Origin of the sequence: Pseudomonas frederiksbergensis, assembly GCF_003732665.1 — a bacterium.
Classification (GTDB): domain Bacteria; phylum Pseudomonadota; class Gammaproteobacteria; order Pseudomonadales; family Pseudomonadaceae; genus Aquipseudomonas; species Aquipseudomonas frederiksbergensis_G.
Window position 1 is genome coordinate 133,732 of the sequence record NZ_MOBP01000011.1, and the last position, 15,314, is coordinate 149,045.

General features: G+C 62.0%; 13 protein-coding genes and 1 pseudogene. 1 reads left to right on the plus strand and 13 read right to left on the minus strand.

All coding sequences use genetic code 11. The features are described 5' to 3' along the window. Positions 1–15 precede the first annotated feature (15 nt). The gene (locus tag BK665_RS17505; RefSeq protein ID WP_123407613.1) at positions 16–1,032 is read right to left on the minus strand and encodes a M14 family metallopeptidase; all 1,017 of its coding nucleotides are present in this window, start codon (positions 1,030–1,032) and stop codon (positions 16–18) included. Between the two features lie 227 nt (positions 1,033–1,259). Here BK665_RS17505 and BK665_RS17510 point away from each other — a divergent pair. Next, positions 1,260–1,688, plus strand: a pseudogene (locus tag BK665_RS17510) (TetR family transcriptional regulator C-terminal domain-containing protein); the annotation flags it as partial. On the opposite strand, the gene BK665_RS34865 reads toward BK665_RS17510, so the two are convergent. The 12 genes from BK665_RS34865 to BK665_RS17570 all read right to left on the minus strand — a co-directional run bounded on the left by BK665_RS34865 (position 1,644) and on the right by BK665_RS17570 (position 15,294). After that, entirely contained in the window at positions 1,644–2,651 is a 1,008-nt protein-coding gene (locus BK665_RS34865) for a DMT family transporter (RefSeq protein ID WP_123407617.1), read from the minus strand. The pseudogene BK665_RS17510 and the gene BK665_RS34865 sit on opposite strands and share 45 nt — an antisense overlap. After that, positions 2,651–3,349, minus strand: a complete 699-nt coding sequence (locus tag BK665_RS17520) for an ABC transporter permease (RefSeq protein WP_123407703.1) — start codon at positions 3,347–3,349, stop codon at positions 2,651–2,653. Before BK665_RS17520 ends, BK665_RS34865 begins: the two co-directional genes overlap by 1 nt. Positions 3,350–3,354: 5 nt before the next feature. Continuing rightward, positions 3,355–4,059 carry an ABC transporter permease gene (locus tag BK665_RS17525; protein WP_123407619.1) on the minus strand — a complete coding sequence of 235 codons (705 nt, stop codon included), beginning with the start codon at positions 4,057–4,059 and terminating at the stop codon, positions 3,355–3,357. A 141-nt stretch (positions 4,060–4,200) separates the two neighbouring features. Then, positions 4,201–4,983: a transporter substrate-binding domain-containing protein gene (locus tag BK665_RS17530; protein WP_123407621.1), complete on the minus strand. Its 783-nt coding sequence runs from the start codon at positions 4,981–4,983 to the stop codon at positions 4,201–4,203. 27 nt (positions 4,984–5,010) lie between these two features. Beyond that, positions 5,011–7,014 carry an aminotransferase class I/II-fold pyridoxal phosphate-dependent enzyme gene (locus BK665_RS35190; RefSeq protein WP_123407623.1) on the minus strand — a complete coding sequence of 668 codons (2,004 nt, stop codon included), beginning with the start codon at positions 7,012–7,014 and terminating at the stop codon, positions 5,011–5,013. 175 nt (positions 7,015–7,189) lie between these two features. Continuing rightward, the gene (locus BK665_RS17540; RefSeq protein ID WP_123407625.1) at positions 7,190–8,824 is read right to left on the minus strand and encodes a 5-guanidino-2-oxopentanoate decarboxylase; all 1,635 of its coding nucleotides are present in this window, start codon (positions 8,822–8,824) and stop codon (positions 7,190–7,192) included. A 188-nt stretch (positions 8,825–9,012) separates the two neighbouring features. Continuing rightward, entirely contained in the window at positions 9,013–9,726 is a 714-nt protein-coding gene (locus BK665_RS17545) for a response regulator transcription factor (protein ID WP_123407705.1), read from the minus strand. 96 nt (positions 9,727–9,822) lie between these two features. Then, positions 9,823–10,461, minus strand: coding sequence for a TetR family transcriptional regulator C-terminal domain-containing protein (locus tag BK665_RS17550; protein ID WP_123407627.1), 639 nt, complete (start codon positions 10,459–10,461; stop codon positions 9,823–9,825). A gap of 22 nt (positions 10,462–10,483) precedes the next feature. Next, a complete protein-coding gene (locus BK665_RS17555; protein ID WP_123407629.1) occupies positions 10,484–11,185 on the minus strand; it encodes an NAD(P)H-dependent oxidoreductase in 702 nt (233 codons plus the stop codon). A gap of 27 nt (positions 11,186–11,212) precedes the next feature. Further along, positions 11,213–13,300: an acetate--CoA ligase family protein gene (locus BK665_RS17560; protein WP_123407631.1), complete on the minus strand. Its 2,088-nt coding sequence runs from the start codon at positions 13,298–13,300 to the stop codon at positions 11,213–11,215. A gap of 18 nt (positions 13,301–13,318) precedes the next feature. Continuing rightward, entirely contained in the window at positions 13,319–14,479 is a 1,161-nt protein-coding gene (locus BK665_RS17565) for an acyl-CoA dehydrogenase family protein (protein WP_123407633.1), read from the minus strand. Between the two features lie 23 nt (positions 14,480–14,502). Beyond that, a complete protein-coding gene (locus BK665_RS17570) occupies positions 14,503–15,294 on the minus strand; it encodes an enoyl-CoA hydratase/isomerase family protein (protein WP_123407635.1) in 792 nt (263 codons plus the stop codon). Positions 15,295–15,314 lie beyond the last annotated feature (20 nt).

Here is a 15,314-nt window from a genome sequence, read left to right on the forward strand (position 1 = left end):
CTTGTGTTCCGCCACTCAATTGGGGTCCAGCAAGCCCCCGCTCCAATGGCGCGATACCCGGCTGCCAGTGAATTTGGCCACGACCATGCCCTGGGACACCAACCGATCCCGATAGCGCGTCACCATCCGCCCGGCCTGCTCGGCATACAGCACCACTTCAGAGGCTGGATCGCCGGGTCGTTGCAGGATTCGCGCAAAGCGTTGCCCGGCTTCGACGAACTCGCCCAATTGCTTTTCAAAAATCAGCACCCCGGGCTGCGGTGCGAGGTGGGTTTCCATGTGGCTCATCTCCATGGTTTCGACGGGCCAATCGTCCCACGTCAGCGCTTCATCGATGGCCCCGATGCCGCAAAGCCAGGCGTACAGCCCTTGTGCATCCTGTTCGGCGAGGAGATCGTCGACATCGCCCTGCCCCCGTAGCTCAAGGGTCGCGGCCATCTTCCGGTCGGTGATGTCGTCGCGCAGCCAGGGCGCGATGATGGTTTCTTCGAAGGAGCCATCGCCGCCCTCGTCCCAGATGATCGCCACCTCCATTTTCATCGCCGCCGCCAGTTCACGGCCACGGGGCCAGAAGGCGCGGTGCACGTAGAGGTATGGCAGGGCCTCGTCATCGGTGTGCAAATCGAGCATCACGTCTGCCGTGGCTGCCAATTGCACCAGGCTTTTTTGCCATTCCTGGACGTTGGTCGAGGGCCGTTCCAGCGCTGCCGACAGGTCAAACGAACGGTTGAAGTTGTGCCCCGTCGCATCATGGAAGCGCCCCAGAATCCGCCCTTGGCGAAACTGCCCGATGCCCAGGGGATTGGCCTGGGGCACGACCGTCACACGGCTTTTGAGGCGCCCCTCGGTCTCGGCGATGTGTAGCCGTTGCATCAGCCGATGCAAGACCAGCATCCCGGCGATTTCATCGGCGTGAACCCCCGCTTGCAAGTGCACGGCGGGTCCGCTGCCATCACCCTCAAAACGCCAGGCGCCGACCTGCACCGGGTCGCCGTTGTTGTTGCGAACACTGAAGGAAATATCCTGCGCCATCTGCTTGCCCTCCCGTCATGACTCGTTAAAAACGTGGTTTTGTCACCGCCGACGCTGGAACTTGAACGCACGTTCAACTAAGCTCGCCACCAGGCACCGCACCCAAGGATTCGCTTGTGACCACCGACGCTCCAAAATTTCGTCGCGTTGAACCCGACGCACGCCGCGAACTGCTGATTGCCGCCACCCTGCGTTGCCTGGCCCGCGACGGCCACGCCGGCATTTCCGTGCGCCGGATCGCAACCGAGGCCGGGGTGTCTGTCGGCCTGCTCAATCACCATTTCGGCAGCATTGATGCGTTGATTGCTGACACTTACCAGACCCTCGCCAGCGAACTGACCACTGCCCTGCGCCAGGAAATCCAGCAGGCCGACACCCCGGCCGCAAAAATGGACACTTTCCTCGTCGGCTCGTTTTCACCCCGGGTCATGGACCCGCAACTGCTTGGCGTCTGGGTGGTGTTCTGGAGCCTGATCCGGCACTCGGAACACGTCAGCCAGACCCACGAAAAAAGCTACCGCGACTACCTCGAACTGCTGCGCCAACTGCTGGATGATCTGGCGGCCAGCGAGGGTTTCCTGATCCACGACACGCGTCTGGCGGCCATTGGCTTATCGGCGATGCTCGACGGACTCTGGATCGAGTGGTGCTTGAACCCCGAAACCTTCAGCCCCGCCAACGGCCTCCATATCTGTCGTTGCTGGATAAAGGGGCTGCGTCACGGAGCATTCAGCACCGACGACGTCGTGTGAGGGGTGACGCCCGAAAATCATGGCCAGGGTGCCGCTGACGGCAATCAGTCCGGCACCGATCATCAGCGAAACATCCATCAACGTGCCCCAGATCAGGTTCGAGAGCGCGAACGCCCAGATCAGCCCGGTGTACTCGAACGGCGCCAGCAAAGTCGCGGTCGCACGCTGGAAACTGGCAAACAGCAGAAACTGACCGATACCCCCCACCAGCCCGGCCGCCAGCATGCCCAGCCAGGCCGGTGTCGGCGCCGGGGTGTAGGTCCAGGGCAGCGCCACCGCCATGCAGATCACAAACACCACGTTGGTGATCAGCATCTGCTCCAACACTGAGGTCTGATCGTCCACCTGCCGTAGCTGGATGTAGGTGAACGCCCAACACATCGCCGCTAGCAGCGTGAGGATGATCGGCAAGGGATCGGCGATGTTGCTCGGGCGACAGGCGATGATCACGCCAACAAAACCGATGACCAGGCTGAACCATTGCCAGCCACTGGCGCGCTCCTTGAGGATCATCGCGGCCAGCACCGTGACCATGATCGGCGCCGAAAAATACAGCGTGGTCATTTCTGCCAGGGTCAGGTCTCGGGCTGCGGTGTAGTACAGCAGCCAAGCCACAATCGACAGCAAACCGCGCACCACCAGCAAGCGTCGGCTCGGCGAATGCCAGGCCCGCCGGACCAGCCGAACGCGCCCCGCCAGCAAACAGGCAACCACTACGACGAGGCTGCGCCAGAACAGAATGGTGACCACCGAATAATCGGCCACCAGCCACTTGATGCCCGCGTCCTGCAACGCCAGGAACGCATAGCCCAAGGTGCACAGGCCAATGCCCTGCAGCGAGCGGTCGACGATCTTTGGCGTACTCATTACATCGGCCTGCGCACCGGCGTCCCGCGCCGTTCAACAAAGGCAAACAGCGCCTCGATCAGGAAGGTCAGGCAAACGTAGACGCCGGCCACCAACAGCAACGGTTCATACACTTGCAGGGTCTGCGCCCGCACTACGTTGGCCGCGCCCAACAGGTCGATCACCGCAATGGTGGAGGCCAGTGCCGTGGACTTGAGCAGCATCACGGTCTCCCCGGCCAATGTCGGCAACAGCAGGCGCATCGCACGGGGCAAGCGCACCCGCAACAGGGATTGGCGCGAGGTCATGCCAAAGGCCGAGGCGGCTTCCATTTCACCTTTGGGCACCGCCAGCAGGCCACCGCGAATCACTTCGCCGACATAGGCGCCCATCGACACCACCAGGGCAAACACGATGTACCAATAACCATCACGCAAATAGGGCCAGAGGAAGCTGCCGCGAATCAGCGGAAACTGCGCAAACAGACTGCCGAGGCCGTAGTAGAAGATGTAGATCTGGATCAGCAACGGTGTGCCGCGAAACACGCTGGTATAGAACAGGCTGGCCCTGGCGATCACCTTGTATTTCGAGATCCGCGCCAGCGCCACCAGGATCGCCAACAAGAAACCGAACACACTGGACAGCAACAGCAGGGTAACGGTCGTTTGCAACCCTCGGCCCAACAGCGCTGCGTATTCAACTATCCACGCTGGAATCATTTCAATCACTCAGCCAAAGGCATCCAGCGACGAATGCGTCGCTCAAGCCGTCCCGACAGGTAGTTGGACACCAACGTCACCGCGTAATACATCGCCGCGGCCGTGAGGTAGAACAACAGATAATGACGCGTGGAACCCGCGCCTTGCTTGGCGGTGTACAGCAGCTCGTTGGTGCCGACCACGCTGATCAATGCACTGTCCTTGATCAGGTTGATCCACAGGTTCGCCATCCCGGCCATCGCAAACGGCGCCATGATCGGCAGCGTGACGCGCCGGAACAGGCCGAACCCGCTCAGGCCAAACGCCCTCGCCGCTTCGATCTGGCCGAACGGAATCGCCTGGATCGCCGCCCGGAAAATTTCCGAGGCGTAGGCACCCTGCACCAACCCCAGTACCACGATGGCCGCCAGCGGACCGCTGACATTCACCGCGTCGTAACCCAGTTGCGCCATCAACGAGTTGAGCAGCATGGAGCCGACGTAGTACAGCAGCAGGATCAGCAACAGCTCCGGCACTGCGCGAAACAGCGTGGTGTAGCTGCGCATCAGCGTCGCAATCGGTTTCGGCGCGTTGAGCTTGAGGCACGCCACGACCAGGCCGATGGCCAGCCCGAGCAGGAAAGCCCCGGCGGAAATCTGCAGGGTCATCCACAGCCCTTTGAGCAGCGCACCGCCCCACCCTGTTTCGCTGAAATTGATCAACTCGAACATTGCTGGCTCTCCAATTAGCGCAATCACCGGTCTCCGCAATCCCTGTAGGAGCGAGGCTTGCCCGCGAAGCTTTTGGCGGCTTCAAAGGCCCCTTCGCGGGCAAGCCTCGCTCCTACAGGGTCAGGGTTTGCAGCCCTGGCGTCAGAACGCAGGTTTCACGCTGGTGCCGAAGTAGTGCTGGGACAGGTCGTCGTAATCCTTGCTGGCCAGCAGGGAGGTGATGGCCTTGTCGAGTTTGGCCTTGAGTTCGGTGTCATCCTTGCGCAAACCGGCGCCCACGCCTTTGCCGAAGATCGGGTCATAGGGCACCGGACCGAGGTACGCCAGGTCCTTGGCATCCGGGGTTTTGACGAAGGCCGCCATGGCCGTGCCGTCCGCCATCATCAAGTCGATACGACCGGCGATGAGGTCAGCGTTGGCCGAGTCCTGGGTGTCGTAATACTTAACGTCGGCTATTTTTTCGTAGTAGGTTTTCAGGAAACTCGCACTCACCGTCGAGTTCTGCACACCGATGGTCTTGCCCTTGAGATCATCCGGATATTTTTTCACCGAAGCGTCCTTCGGGCCGACGATCGCAATCACCGAGTCGTAGTAGGCCTTGCTGAACGCGATCTGTTTTTCCCGTTCTTCGGTCACGGACATGGACGAGAAAATCACGTCGATCTTCTTCGCCAGCAACGACGGAATAATCCCGTCCCACGCCACTTCCTTGATTTCGCACTCGGCTTTCATTTCGCTGCACAGCTTGTGGATCAGGTCGACTTCAAAGCCTTTCCACTCACCGTTGGCCTGTTTCTCGGTGTACGGCGGATAGGGTTCAGCCGCCACTGCGAACCGGATCGGCTGGGCTTGCGCCGCGCTCATGCCGGCCAGCAATACGCAGGTCACGCCGGTCAACCAGTTTGCCAAACGTCGATTTCCCATGATGTTTTCCCGTCTTTTTATGGTGCGTTAGCGAGTCTGATGAGCGTTGACGAACTGCCGGCAACGTTCACTGCGTGGGTGTACGAACACTTCATCCGGCGAACCGGTTTCCTCGATCAGCCCTTGATGCAGATAGGCGACTTTGGACGACACATCGCGAGCAAATGCCATCTCATGGGTCACCAGGATCATGGTCCGGCCTTCTTCCGCGAGGGAGCGGATCACCCGCAGCACTTCCCCGACCAGTTCCGGGTCCAGTGCCGAGGTGGGTTCATCGAACAGCATCACTTTGGGGCGCATGGCCAGGGCGCGGGCGATGGCGACCCGTTGTTGCTGTCCCCCGGAGAGAAACGCCGGGTACTCGTTGCGCTTGGCCGCCAGCCCTACCCGTTCCAGCAAGGCTTCGGCCCGTTCAATGGCTTCGGCACGGCTTTCACGCAGGACCTGGGTCGGCGCTTCGATGAGGTTTTCCAGCACGGTGCGATGGGGCCAGAGGTTGAAGTTCTGGAACACCATGCCCAGGCTCGAACGAATCCGCACCAGTTGCTTGGCGTCCGACACCAGCGGTGCGCCGGGACGATCGAAATTCAGGTGAATGCTTTCGCCGTCCACCAGGATCCGCCCCTGGTCCGGCACTTCGAGCATGTTGATGCAGCGCAGCAAGGTACTTTTTCCCGAGCCGCTGGCGCCGATCAGGGAGATCACATCGCCTTCGCGGGCAGTCAGCGAGACGCCTTTGAGCACCTCGATATTGCCGAAGCGTTTGTGCAGGCCATCGACCTCGATCATGGCCTTGGTCGCCACCGGCGCGGCCGTCGCAGCACGGGTGACACGGGCGATCACGGGCCTGGGCGCTTCGCCTTTGAGCACCAGGACAAAGTCGCGAATGCGCTGGCAAGCCTGGGCCAGTCGTTCTTCGCCCAGGGTGAACGAGATCCGCACGAAGCCTTGTGCCGGCTCGCCGAATGCGGCGGCGTCCAATACCGATACCTTTGCTTCACGCAATAGACGCCAGGCGAATTCCAGCGAGGTCAGCCCGGTTTCGCGTATATCCACCAGCACAAACATGCCGGCATCGGGGTTGAGCACGCGAATGCCCGGGCAATCCGACAGGCCAGCCACCACCAGATCCCGGCGATGGCGATAGATTTCGCGCATGCCGTGGGTGACTTCCTCATGGGCCTCCACGGCCTTGAGCGCCGCCTCCATGACAAAACCCGGCAAGCCGTAGAGCATGCTCAGCACCAGATTTTCCGCATGGGCGACCATCGCTTCGTCGGCGATGATCCAGCCGGTGCGCCAGCCAGTCATCGCATGGGATTTCGACAGACTACCAATCACCACGCAACGCTCGGCCATGCCGGGCAAGGCCGCCAGGCTGAGGTGTTCGCGTTCGAAGGTCAGGCTCTCATACACCTCGTCCACCACCACCCACAGGTCATGGGCGATCACCAGATCGGCGATGCCTTGCAGCTCTTCACGGCTGAGCACCACGCCCGTGGGGTTGTTGGGGTTGGAGAAGAAAATCGCCCGGGTCTTGGGGGTGATGGCCTTGGCGAGGACGGCGGCGTCGAGGCGGAAACCTGCGTCCGCCGAGCATGGCACGCGCACCAGCGTCGCACCGGAAGCCTTGAGCGTCGCCTCGTAGGTGACGTACATCGGGTCCAGGGCGATCACTTCGTCGCCCACGTTGAGCAGGCACATCGAGGTCGCGAACAAGGCGTTCTGGGCCCCGGCGACGATGATCACGTTGGAGGCCTTCACTTCGCGGTCGAACAACCCGCTGTAGCGTGCGGCGATGGCGTCGCGCAGGGCCTGGCGACCGGCAATTTCGGTGTAGTGCGTGTCGCCTTCGCGCAGGGCGTGGATCGCGGCGTCGGTGATGAAATCGGGGGTGGGGAAATCCGGGTCGCCGACGCTGAGGATGATCACGTCTTCGCCCCGGCGTCGGGCTTCAAACGCTGCATTGTGAATGTCCCAGGCCGCTACGCCGTCGCCTGCAATCCGCTCTACAAAAGGTGAAAACCGCATGCCAGTGCCTCGTTCGAATGGAAGAAACGCAAGCCCGCAACCAACCGGGGGTGGTGGAGCCAACATAGTCGAAGCTGAACAGTCGTTCAATTGAAAAGTCGCGACGCTGCGCGTTCAGCGTAAACAGGTCGTTTTCACGACAGTCGAGCCAATTTTCAGTACGGTTTTTTAGGGTCTATTGGCAAGCACAGGCGTGCTTGAGCTCGATCAGGGTTACGCCGTTGTGGTTGAAACCGCGGCGCAGGTCGCGCTCCAGTTCGTCGAGGCTTTGCGGCTCGTGCACCGTGCAGCCGAAGGCCTTGGCCAACAGTACGAAATCCGGATTGCGCGGCAGTACCCCCACCGGTTCGATATCCAGGCTGAGCATGTCATCGCGAATCTGCCCCAGGGCATCGTTGTTCCAGAGCAGCACCACCAGCGGGCTGTCCAGTTCTTCGACAGCGGTGGCCAGTTCCTGCACGGTGTAAAGGAAACCGCCGTCCCCCACCAGCACCAGGCCGGGCCGCTGCGGTGCGCCGAACTTCGCGCCGATACCGGCGGGTAAACCGTAACCCAAGGTCCCGTAGCCGGTGGGATGCAGCCAACTGCGGATACCCTGGCTGGCGAACGCGTAGTTGCCGGTGTAGGCCAATTGCGTCATGTCACTGCTGATGAAGGTGTTGGCCGGCATCACGGCGGCGATGCGGTCCAGTATGTGCTGATGGATTGTTTGCAATTCGCCGTGACCACCGCGGATAGCCGCTTTGAGATTGGCCACTGCCGTCGCAGCTTCACGGGCATCCCGCGCTTCGGCAGGCAAGCGTGTCAGCAAGGCGCCGAGGGTTTGCCGGGCATCGCCATGCAAGGCGACGGCACACGGATAGAAATCGTTGAACTTACGTGGATCGATATCGACCCGCAGCACTTCCCCGCTCAGCGGTAAACGCTCACGCCAGTAATCGGTGTCGGCCATTTCAGTACCGACGGCCAGCACCACGTCCGCTTGTGCAATCAGGTCCCAACCGGGTTGGACGCAGAGACTGGAACCCGCATGCAACGGCGCGTCCGACGCCAACAGCCCCTTGCCGGCGACACTGGTGAACAGCGGCGCGGCGAGACGTTCGCTCAAGGCCTGCAATTCGGCACCTGCCGCCAAGGCACCACCGCCCGCGATGATCATGGGCCGTCTGGCCTGTTGCAGACGTCGGACCGCGTCATCCAGTGCATCCGCGTGCGGCAGACCGCGCCCGGGACGTCGCACCACGTCGGCACTCCAGTCACGGCTGATCGCCCCGGCCAACACATCCAGTGGCACTGAAATATGCACCGGCCGTGGCCGCTCGCTGTCGAACACGGCAAAGGCGCGGGCGATCAACTCGGGCAAATCGTCAGTGTTCAACGCCACGGCGGAAAACGCGGTGATGGGTGCGGTGATGGCCCGCTGGTCCTGAGTTTCATGCAAGCAACCCCAGCCTTTGCCAAGGCTTGCCGTGTGGTTGACGCTGGAAATCACCAGCATCGGAATCGAGTCGGCATAGGCCTGACCGATGGCGGTAGCGGCGTTGGTCACCCCAGGGCCGGTGATGATGAAGCAGACGCCCGGTTTGCCACTGACCCGGGCATAACCGTCAGCCATGAACCCGGCGCCCTGCTCGTGGCGCGTCAACACATGCCGAATGCCACTGCCGGGCAGGCCTCGATAGAGTTCCAACGTGTGCACGCCGGGAATACCGAACACGGTATCGACGCCGTAATTGGCCAGCAGACGCACCAGCGCCTGGCCGCCGGTGAGTGTCGAGGAAGAAGGTTGCCGGATCGATTGGGAGCTCATGCTGGCCCTCGTTTTATTGTTTTGGAGTGATGAAGCAATACGTCGATACTAAACACTCGTTCAACAGAGAGGCAATCTTTTCCTGCCTCGCGAAAACACTTCACGACTATTCTGTAATTATTTGTTTTATATCGAATTTATCAGGCTGTAACGGATGACCGACCCATAGCTGTTACATCTTCGAACATTCACGCCGCCAGCGATGTCCCCGCCGTAAACAGGTAGCCCGCACCGTGAATGGTGATGATCAACTCAGGTTCGGCCGGGTCGTCATGCAGTTTGCGGCGCAGGCGCCCCACCAGCACATCAATGGAACGGTCGTTGGGCAGCCATTCGCGGTTGCGTAATTGGTCCATCAACTGGTCACGGCTCAAGGTGAGACCGCTGTTGCGCATGAACACGCTGAGCAATTGGAATTCGCCATGGCTAAGCAGGGTTTCGCGACCGTCGCAGGCCTTGAGTCGGCGGCGGTCGGTGTCCAGGGTCCAATCGGCAAAACGCTTGAGATGTGCCGCAGGCTGTGTGAGCAACTGAGCGTGCTGAACGCGACGCAGCAGGTTGCGCGCACGGGTGAGCAATTCAGGTGAGGCCAGGGGTTGGGTCAGGTAATCATCGGCGCCGCATTCCAGGCCGGCGAGACGCTCGGCGTCATCCCCCTGCACACCCACCAGGATAATCCCGACCTCCGAGCGCTCCCGCCATTGGCGAGTCAGGGTCAGGGCGTTGCTGCTGTGCAAATGCGCATCCAGCAACACCAGCCCCACCGGCAAACGAGTCAAGCAAGCATCGGCCTGACCGGCGCTGTCGGCACAGTGAACCTCATACCCTTCCCCGGCCAGAAACGCCTGCAGCGGCTCCCTGAGCTGTAGATCTGCACTCACCACCAGCACGCACGGCGTCACCTTCATGACCTGGCTCCTGTTCGTGCCGCGAACGGCCGATTTTTGGATTTTTGCGAAGCGCGAAGAACTGCACTGTAGCGACTGCTGAACAGTTGATCAACAAGGCGAGACAAAACGCCGATAGCCGCCCATTTGCAGGCCATCGACCCACGCTTCGCAGATTTGCACGCCCTGGGCCGGGGTGAAGGTGTCGGGATTGAGCCCGCATTCCAGCCACAAACCATCCAGCAACGCGCTCAAGCCGATGGCCGCCAGAACGCTGTCGAAACCGTCCCAGCCCTCCTCTTGCGCCAACAGGATCAGGGCATCGCCCATGATGGTCCGGTACTCGCCATAGCTATGATCGTGGGCGCGGTTGATCGCGTCGGCGGTTTTCACCGCACCCCAGAATGCCAGCCAGGCTTCGAGCAGTTCGGGGTCGAGCATGCGCGCAGAAAACGACGCCTCGAAGAACGCCGACAGATGCTGTCGCGCACCACTGCCCGAGGCCGCGACCGACTCGCGCAACAGGCTCATCACCTGCCCGGTGATCTGCAGATAGGCGTCGGCCACCAGTTCATCCTTGCCGGCGTAGTGATGACTGATCAACCCCACCGACACCCCGGCCTCGGCGCAAATCTTGCGGATCGAAGTGCCGACGAATCCGTATTTTTTCAGGCACGTCAGCGTGGCGGCCACCAGATTGGCCTTGCGCAGCTCGGGGTCCATTCGCAGAAATCGCGCTTCCTCGGCCATGGTGCTCCTGTCCTTTTTCAAATCAACGAATCGGATACAGCGCCTCGTCAAACTGCGCCAGACGCGGAAAAACCAGCGGCGAATCCTGATCGAGATGTTCCAGCCGCTGCCGGTAATCAACCAGAAACTGTTCGCGAGCCTCGGCGCTGATGTAGGGCACATGCCACGCCACGAACGGCGGCAACACATCCAGCCCGACATACGCCAGCGTGCCGCGCAACAGCGGCCGCAACATATCCTCCAGAGGACCGTGAATCGCGCCGTCGCCGAACATGTGCTCACGCCCGCCGAGGGTCACGGTGACCAGCGCTTTCTTGCCCGCCAGCCCACCCTGGTCGTAAAAACGCTTGCCGCCGTAGCAGACGCCGGACACCAGCACCCGGTCGATCCAGCCCTTGAGGATGGCCGGCATGGAGAACCAGAAGATCGGAAAGTTAAGGATCAGCAGATCGGCCCACAGCAACTTGTCCAGTTCCTGTTGGATGTCCGGGGCCAGGCTTTTGCTTTTGACTCCCAGGCGCTGTTCGAGGGCGTACACCAGGTAGTCGGGGTTGTCCCGATCGGAGAAATCCTCGGCACTGGCTACCGGGTTCCAGTTCATTGCGTACAAATCGGAAACCTGGACCTCGTGACCCTGGGCTTGCAGGGTGTGCACGGCCTGATCGCGCAAGGCGCAGGTAAAGGATTGCGGCTCGGGGTGGGCGTGCAGTATCAGAACATTCATTTAAGCAGCCTTATGATTCAGTCAGTTTCACGCCAGGCGGATCAGTGCATCCACCGCCACGGCACCTTGGGCATTGACCAGCAAGGGATTCACATCCAGCTCCAGTAACCGGTCGGCGTTCTCGCAGGCGTAATCCGCCACCGCACGAATCGCCCGGACCAGCGCCGGCATATCCACCGCCGGCCCACCTCGAAACCCCGTGAGCAACGGCGCACAGCGCAAGCCCAGCAGCGCCTCGTGAATGGCCTGGTCGGTGGTCGGCAGCAACAGGCTGCGACTGTCCTTGAGCAGCTCCACCAGAATTCCGCCGGCACCGATCACCAGCGCCAGGCCGAAGCCTGTTTCGCGCTTGATACCGACAATCAATTCAGCCAAGGGCGGCGGCGCCATGCGCTCGAGCAGCACTTGATCGAACACCAGCCCCGGCGCGTGCCTGGCGAGACTGGCGCGCATGGTGTCCAGTGCAGCCGTCAACGCCGCCGGATTTTTCAGATTGAGCGCGACACCGCCGGCTTCGGTCTTGTGCGGCAGCTCGGCGCTGACCACCTTGAGGACCAGCGGATAACCGAGCTGGCCGGCCTCTTCCAGCGCGTGTTCAGGACGGCACAGCCGCGCCTCGGGCAATGGCAGGCCAAACGGACGCAGCGCCTGTTTGGAGTGCCATTCATCCAGCAAAAATCCCTCGCCCAACCGCGCATCCGGACAGATCGGTGACAGCACCGATTCGCCATTGGCCAGTAACGCCTGACGACGTTTCTGGTAGCCGGCGATCCGCCCCCATGCCGCCAAACCGTCCTCTATGCCTTGCAACGCCACCACGCCACGGGCATGCAGGCGTTCGCGGGCCACCGCCGGGAGCAATTCGGGGAACGCCGACGCCACCACACCGGTCTTGCCGTGACGTTCCAGCAACTCGCAATACAACTCCAGCAGCAAGTCGCATTCCTTGCGTTCACCGGTGAATTCGGCCGGATAATCCAGCACCAGCAGCGCCGCATCGGAAGGCGTGCGCAACACGCTGTCGAGCATGTTTTCCAGGGCATCGCGGTCGCCCCAGATGGCGGTGGTGAAGTCCAGCGGATTGACCAGATTGGCGTAACTCGGCAGCACCTGCGCCAGTTCATCGCGCTGGCTATCGTCAAACTTGGGCAGCTTCAGGCCGTTGCGTTCGGCATAGTCAGCGATGAATCCCGCGTCGCCACCGGAACACGCCATCGCCGCCAGGCTTGGGCCGGCCGGCAAACGCCCGCAAGCCGCAGCCTTGAGGGTTTCGACGAAACTCACCGGGCCGCTGACGCGGATCACGCCCAAACGCTCGAACAAACTGTCGTACAGCGCATCGGAACCGGCCAAGGAGCTGGTGTGACTCAACGCCAGTTCGGCGCCGATCTGCGACACGCCGGTTTTCAGGGCGATCACCGGAATGCCCTTCTCCAGAGCCTTGTGCGCGGCGCGGGCAAAACCGGGGACATTCTTCAGGCCTTCAAGGTGCAAACCGATGGCCGTGACCCGAGGTTCGTCGAGCAGCACATCCATCAATTCAGCAACGCCCAACTGCGCCTGATTGCCCACCGACGCCATGTAGGCCAACGGCAGCGACCGGTCGCTCATGCTCAGGTTGTAGGCGAAGTTGCCGCTCTGGGTCAGCACCGCGACGCCTTTCTCCACGGCCTTGCCGCCATGGGCGACGGGCCACAACGCGGCGCTGTGCAGGTAGTCGAGCAGGCCATAACAGTTCGGCCCGAGCAGCGCCATGTCGCCGGCGGCTTGCAGCAGTTGCGCCTGCAGAGCCTGTCCTTGCTCGCCGGTTTCCGCGAAGCCGGAGGCATAGCAGATCGCCCCGCCCGCGCCCCTGGCAGCGAGGTCGGCGACACAGCTGAGGGTCAGTTCACGGTTGGTGGCGATAAACACCGCATCCGGCCCGCAGGGCAAGTCGGCAATCGAGGCCACACAAGGGATGCCTTCAAGGCTTTCGTGTTGCGGATTGACCAGCCACATCGGCCCCTGGAACCCGCCCTCGGCGCAGCGCTTGAACGCCCGCGCCATGCTGCGCCCGCCCACGAACGCCAAATGCCGGGGCGCCAGCAGACGCTTGAGATTGTCTCTGATTGACATGGGATTCTCCTCGACCGATCAGCGCAACAGCGGCCGCAGCAGCTCGCGGGAAATGATGTGGCGCTGGATCTCCGACGTGCCTTCCCAGATCCGCTCGATCCGTGCGTTGCGCCAGATCCGCTCCACCGGCCCTTCGTCCATCAGGCCCATGCCGCCGAAAATCTGCACTGCCTCATCGGCCGCCCGGCCCAGCACTTCGCTGGCGAACAACTTGGCCATGCCCGCCTCGCCATCCGTCATCGTGCCCTGGTCCATCTTCCACGCCGCGTGCAACGCCAGCAGCTCGGCGGCGCGGATTTCGGTGGCCATGTCCGCCAATTTGAACGAGATGCCCTGATACGTGCCGATGGCGTGGCCGAACTGTTTGCGGTCCGCCGCCCATTGCAGCGCAACGTCCAGCGCACGCTGGGCCTGGCCGACACAGTTGGCCGCCACCATCACCCGCCCGGCGGTCAGCCAGGCATTGGCCACGTCCCAGCCCTTACCCACTTCACCCAGCACTTTGGAGGCTGGCACCCGGCAATCGTCGAAGAAGATCTCACTGGTGTGATAACCACGGTTGCTCACACATTTGGGCCCACGGCGGATGGTCATTCCCGGCGTGTCGCGATCCACCAGGAGCGACGTCACGGCGTTGCGTTGGCGGCCGTTGTGTTCATAGGTATCGGTGACCGCGAACACGATGGCGAAATCCGCATGCCCGGCGTGGCTGATGAAATGCTTGCTGCCGTTGATCACGAACTCATCGCCGTCACGCACGGCGCGGGTCTGGATCGCATTGGCGTCGGAGCCGGCGCCCGGTTCGGTCAGGGCAAAGCAGTCGATTTTTTCCCCGCGTACGCAGGGCAACAGATAGTCCTCGATCTGTGCGCCGGTGCAGGCCATGAGGATCTTCGACGGCCGCGCGACAAACACGTGCAGCGCCCACGACACCTTGGACAGCTCACGCTCGATCAGCGCCTGGGACAGGTAATCGAGGCCGCCACCGCCGACCTCCTCCGGCATATTGAAGGCGTAAAATCCGGCCGCGATGGCCTTGGCGCGAATCTGTGCAGCCAGTTCCGGTGGCACGGCATCGGCGCGGTCGACGGCTTCTTCGTGGGGCAGCAGTTCTTTTTCGACAAAACGGCGCACCGCCTCGACCAACATGTCCTGCTCTTGAGTCAGCTGGAAATTCATGGCTCTCAGTCCCTTCTGTTCGCTTATCGGCCGATGAAATGCGGTGTGCGTTTTTCCACGGCAGCCTTGAGGGCTTCGCTGCCGTCGTGGCTGCGTCCGCAGAGCAAGCCCGCGGCCTGTTCGGCCTCAAGCTGTTGGGCGAGGCTGCGTTGGGCGCCATCGCGGATCAGGACTTTGGTCTGGATGAAGGCGAACGTCGGGCCGCTGGCCAGCCGTGCCGCCAGCTCGGTGGCGGTGCTTTGCAACTGCTCATCGGCGCAGACCTCACTGACCAGACCGGTGGCCAATGCGCGATCGGCATTCCAGATTTCATCGAGGAACAACAGGCGCTTGGCCTGCTCGATACCGATCAGGCGCGGCAGATGCCAACTCGCCCCCGCATCCGGCGAGTAGGCCAGGCTGGTGTAGCCGGCCTTGAAACGCGCCGATTGCGCCGCCAGGCGAAAATCGCAGGACAGGGCTAAATCCATCCCCGCACCGACGGCGATCCCGTTGATGGCGGCGATGGTAGGTTTGCTGAAACCGTGGAGGCGGTTCATCAAGACATGGGCGGTTTCGGTCCAGCCGTAAGTTTCGAGGATGCCGCGGCTTTCGGCGTCGGCCCATTCGGCGACATCGGCGCCGGCGCAGAAGCCCTTGCCCGTGCCGCTCAACACCAGCACCCGGACGTCAGGGTCGGCGTCCTGCCGGTCGAGCAGTTGGGTCAATGCCTTGAGGGTCGGAATGTCCAACGCGTTGCGTTGTTCAGGGCGATTGAGCGTGACCCAGGCGATGCCGTTTTCAACCCGGCTTAGCAGTGTCGAAGGGGAAGTCATGAAAGGCCCTCGTCTTATTG

Bases quoted from the DNA above. Each gene is read 5' to 3' on its own strand.
- BK665_RS17505 (WP_123407613.1), bottom strand. From the start codon at position 1,032: ATGGCGCAGGATATTTCCTTCAGTGTTCGCAACAACAACGGCGACCCG.
- BK665_RS34865 (WP_123407617.1), bottom strand. From the start codon at position 2,651: ATGAGTACGCCAAAGATCGTCGACCGCTCGCTGCAGGGCATTGGCCTG.
- BK665_RS17520 (WP_123407703.1), bottom strand. From the start codon at position 3,349: ATGATTCCAGCGTGGATAGTTGAATACGCAGCGCTGTTGGGCCGAGGG.
- BK665_RS17525 (WP_123407619.1), bottom strand. From the start codon at position 4,059: ATGTTCGAGTTGATCAATTTCAGCGAAACAGGGTGGGGCGGTGCGCTG.
- BK665_RS17530 (WP_123407621.1), bottom strand. From the start codon at position 4,983: ATGGGAAATCGACGTTTGGCAAACTGGTTGACCGGCGTGACCTGCGTA.
- BK665_RS35190 (WP_123407623.1), bottom strand. From the start codon at position 7,014: ATGCGGTTTTCACCTTTTGTAGAGCGGATTGCAGGCGACGGCGTAGCG.
- BK665_RS17540 (WP_123407625.1), bottom strand. From the start codon at position 8,824: ATGAGCTCCCAATCGATCCGGCAACCTTCTTCCTCGACACTCACCGGC.
- BK665_RS17550 (WP_123407627.1), bottom strand. From the start codon at position 10,461: ATGGCCGAGGAAGCGCGATTTCTGCGAATGGACCCCGAGCTGCGCAAG.
- BK665_RS17555 (WP_123407629.1), bottom strand. From the start codon at position 11,185: ATGAATGTTCTGATACTGCACGCCCACCCCGAGCCGCAATCCTTTACC.
- BK665_RS17560 (WP_123407631.1), bottom strand. From the start codon at position 13,300: ATGTCAATCAGAGACAATCTCAAGCGTCTGCTGGCGCCCCGGCATTTG.
- BK665_RS17565 (WP_123407633.1), bottom strand. From the start codon at position 14,479: ATGAATTTCCAGCTGACTCAAGAGCAGGACATGTTGGTCGAGGCGGTG.
- BK665_RS17570 (WP_123407635.1), bottom strand. From the start codon at position 15,294: ATGACTTCCCCTTCGACACTGCTAAGCCGGGTTGAAAACGGCATCGCC.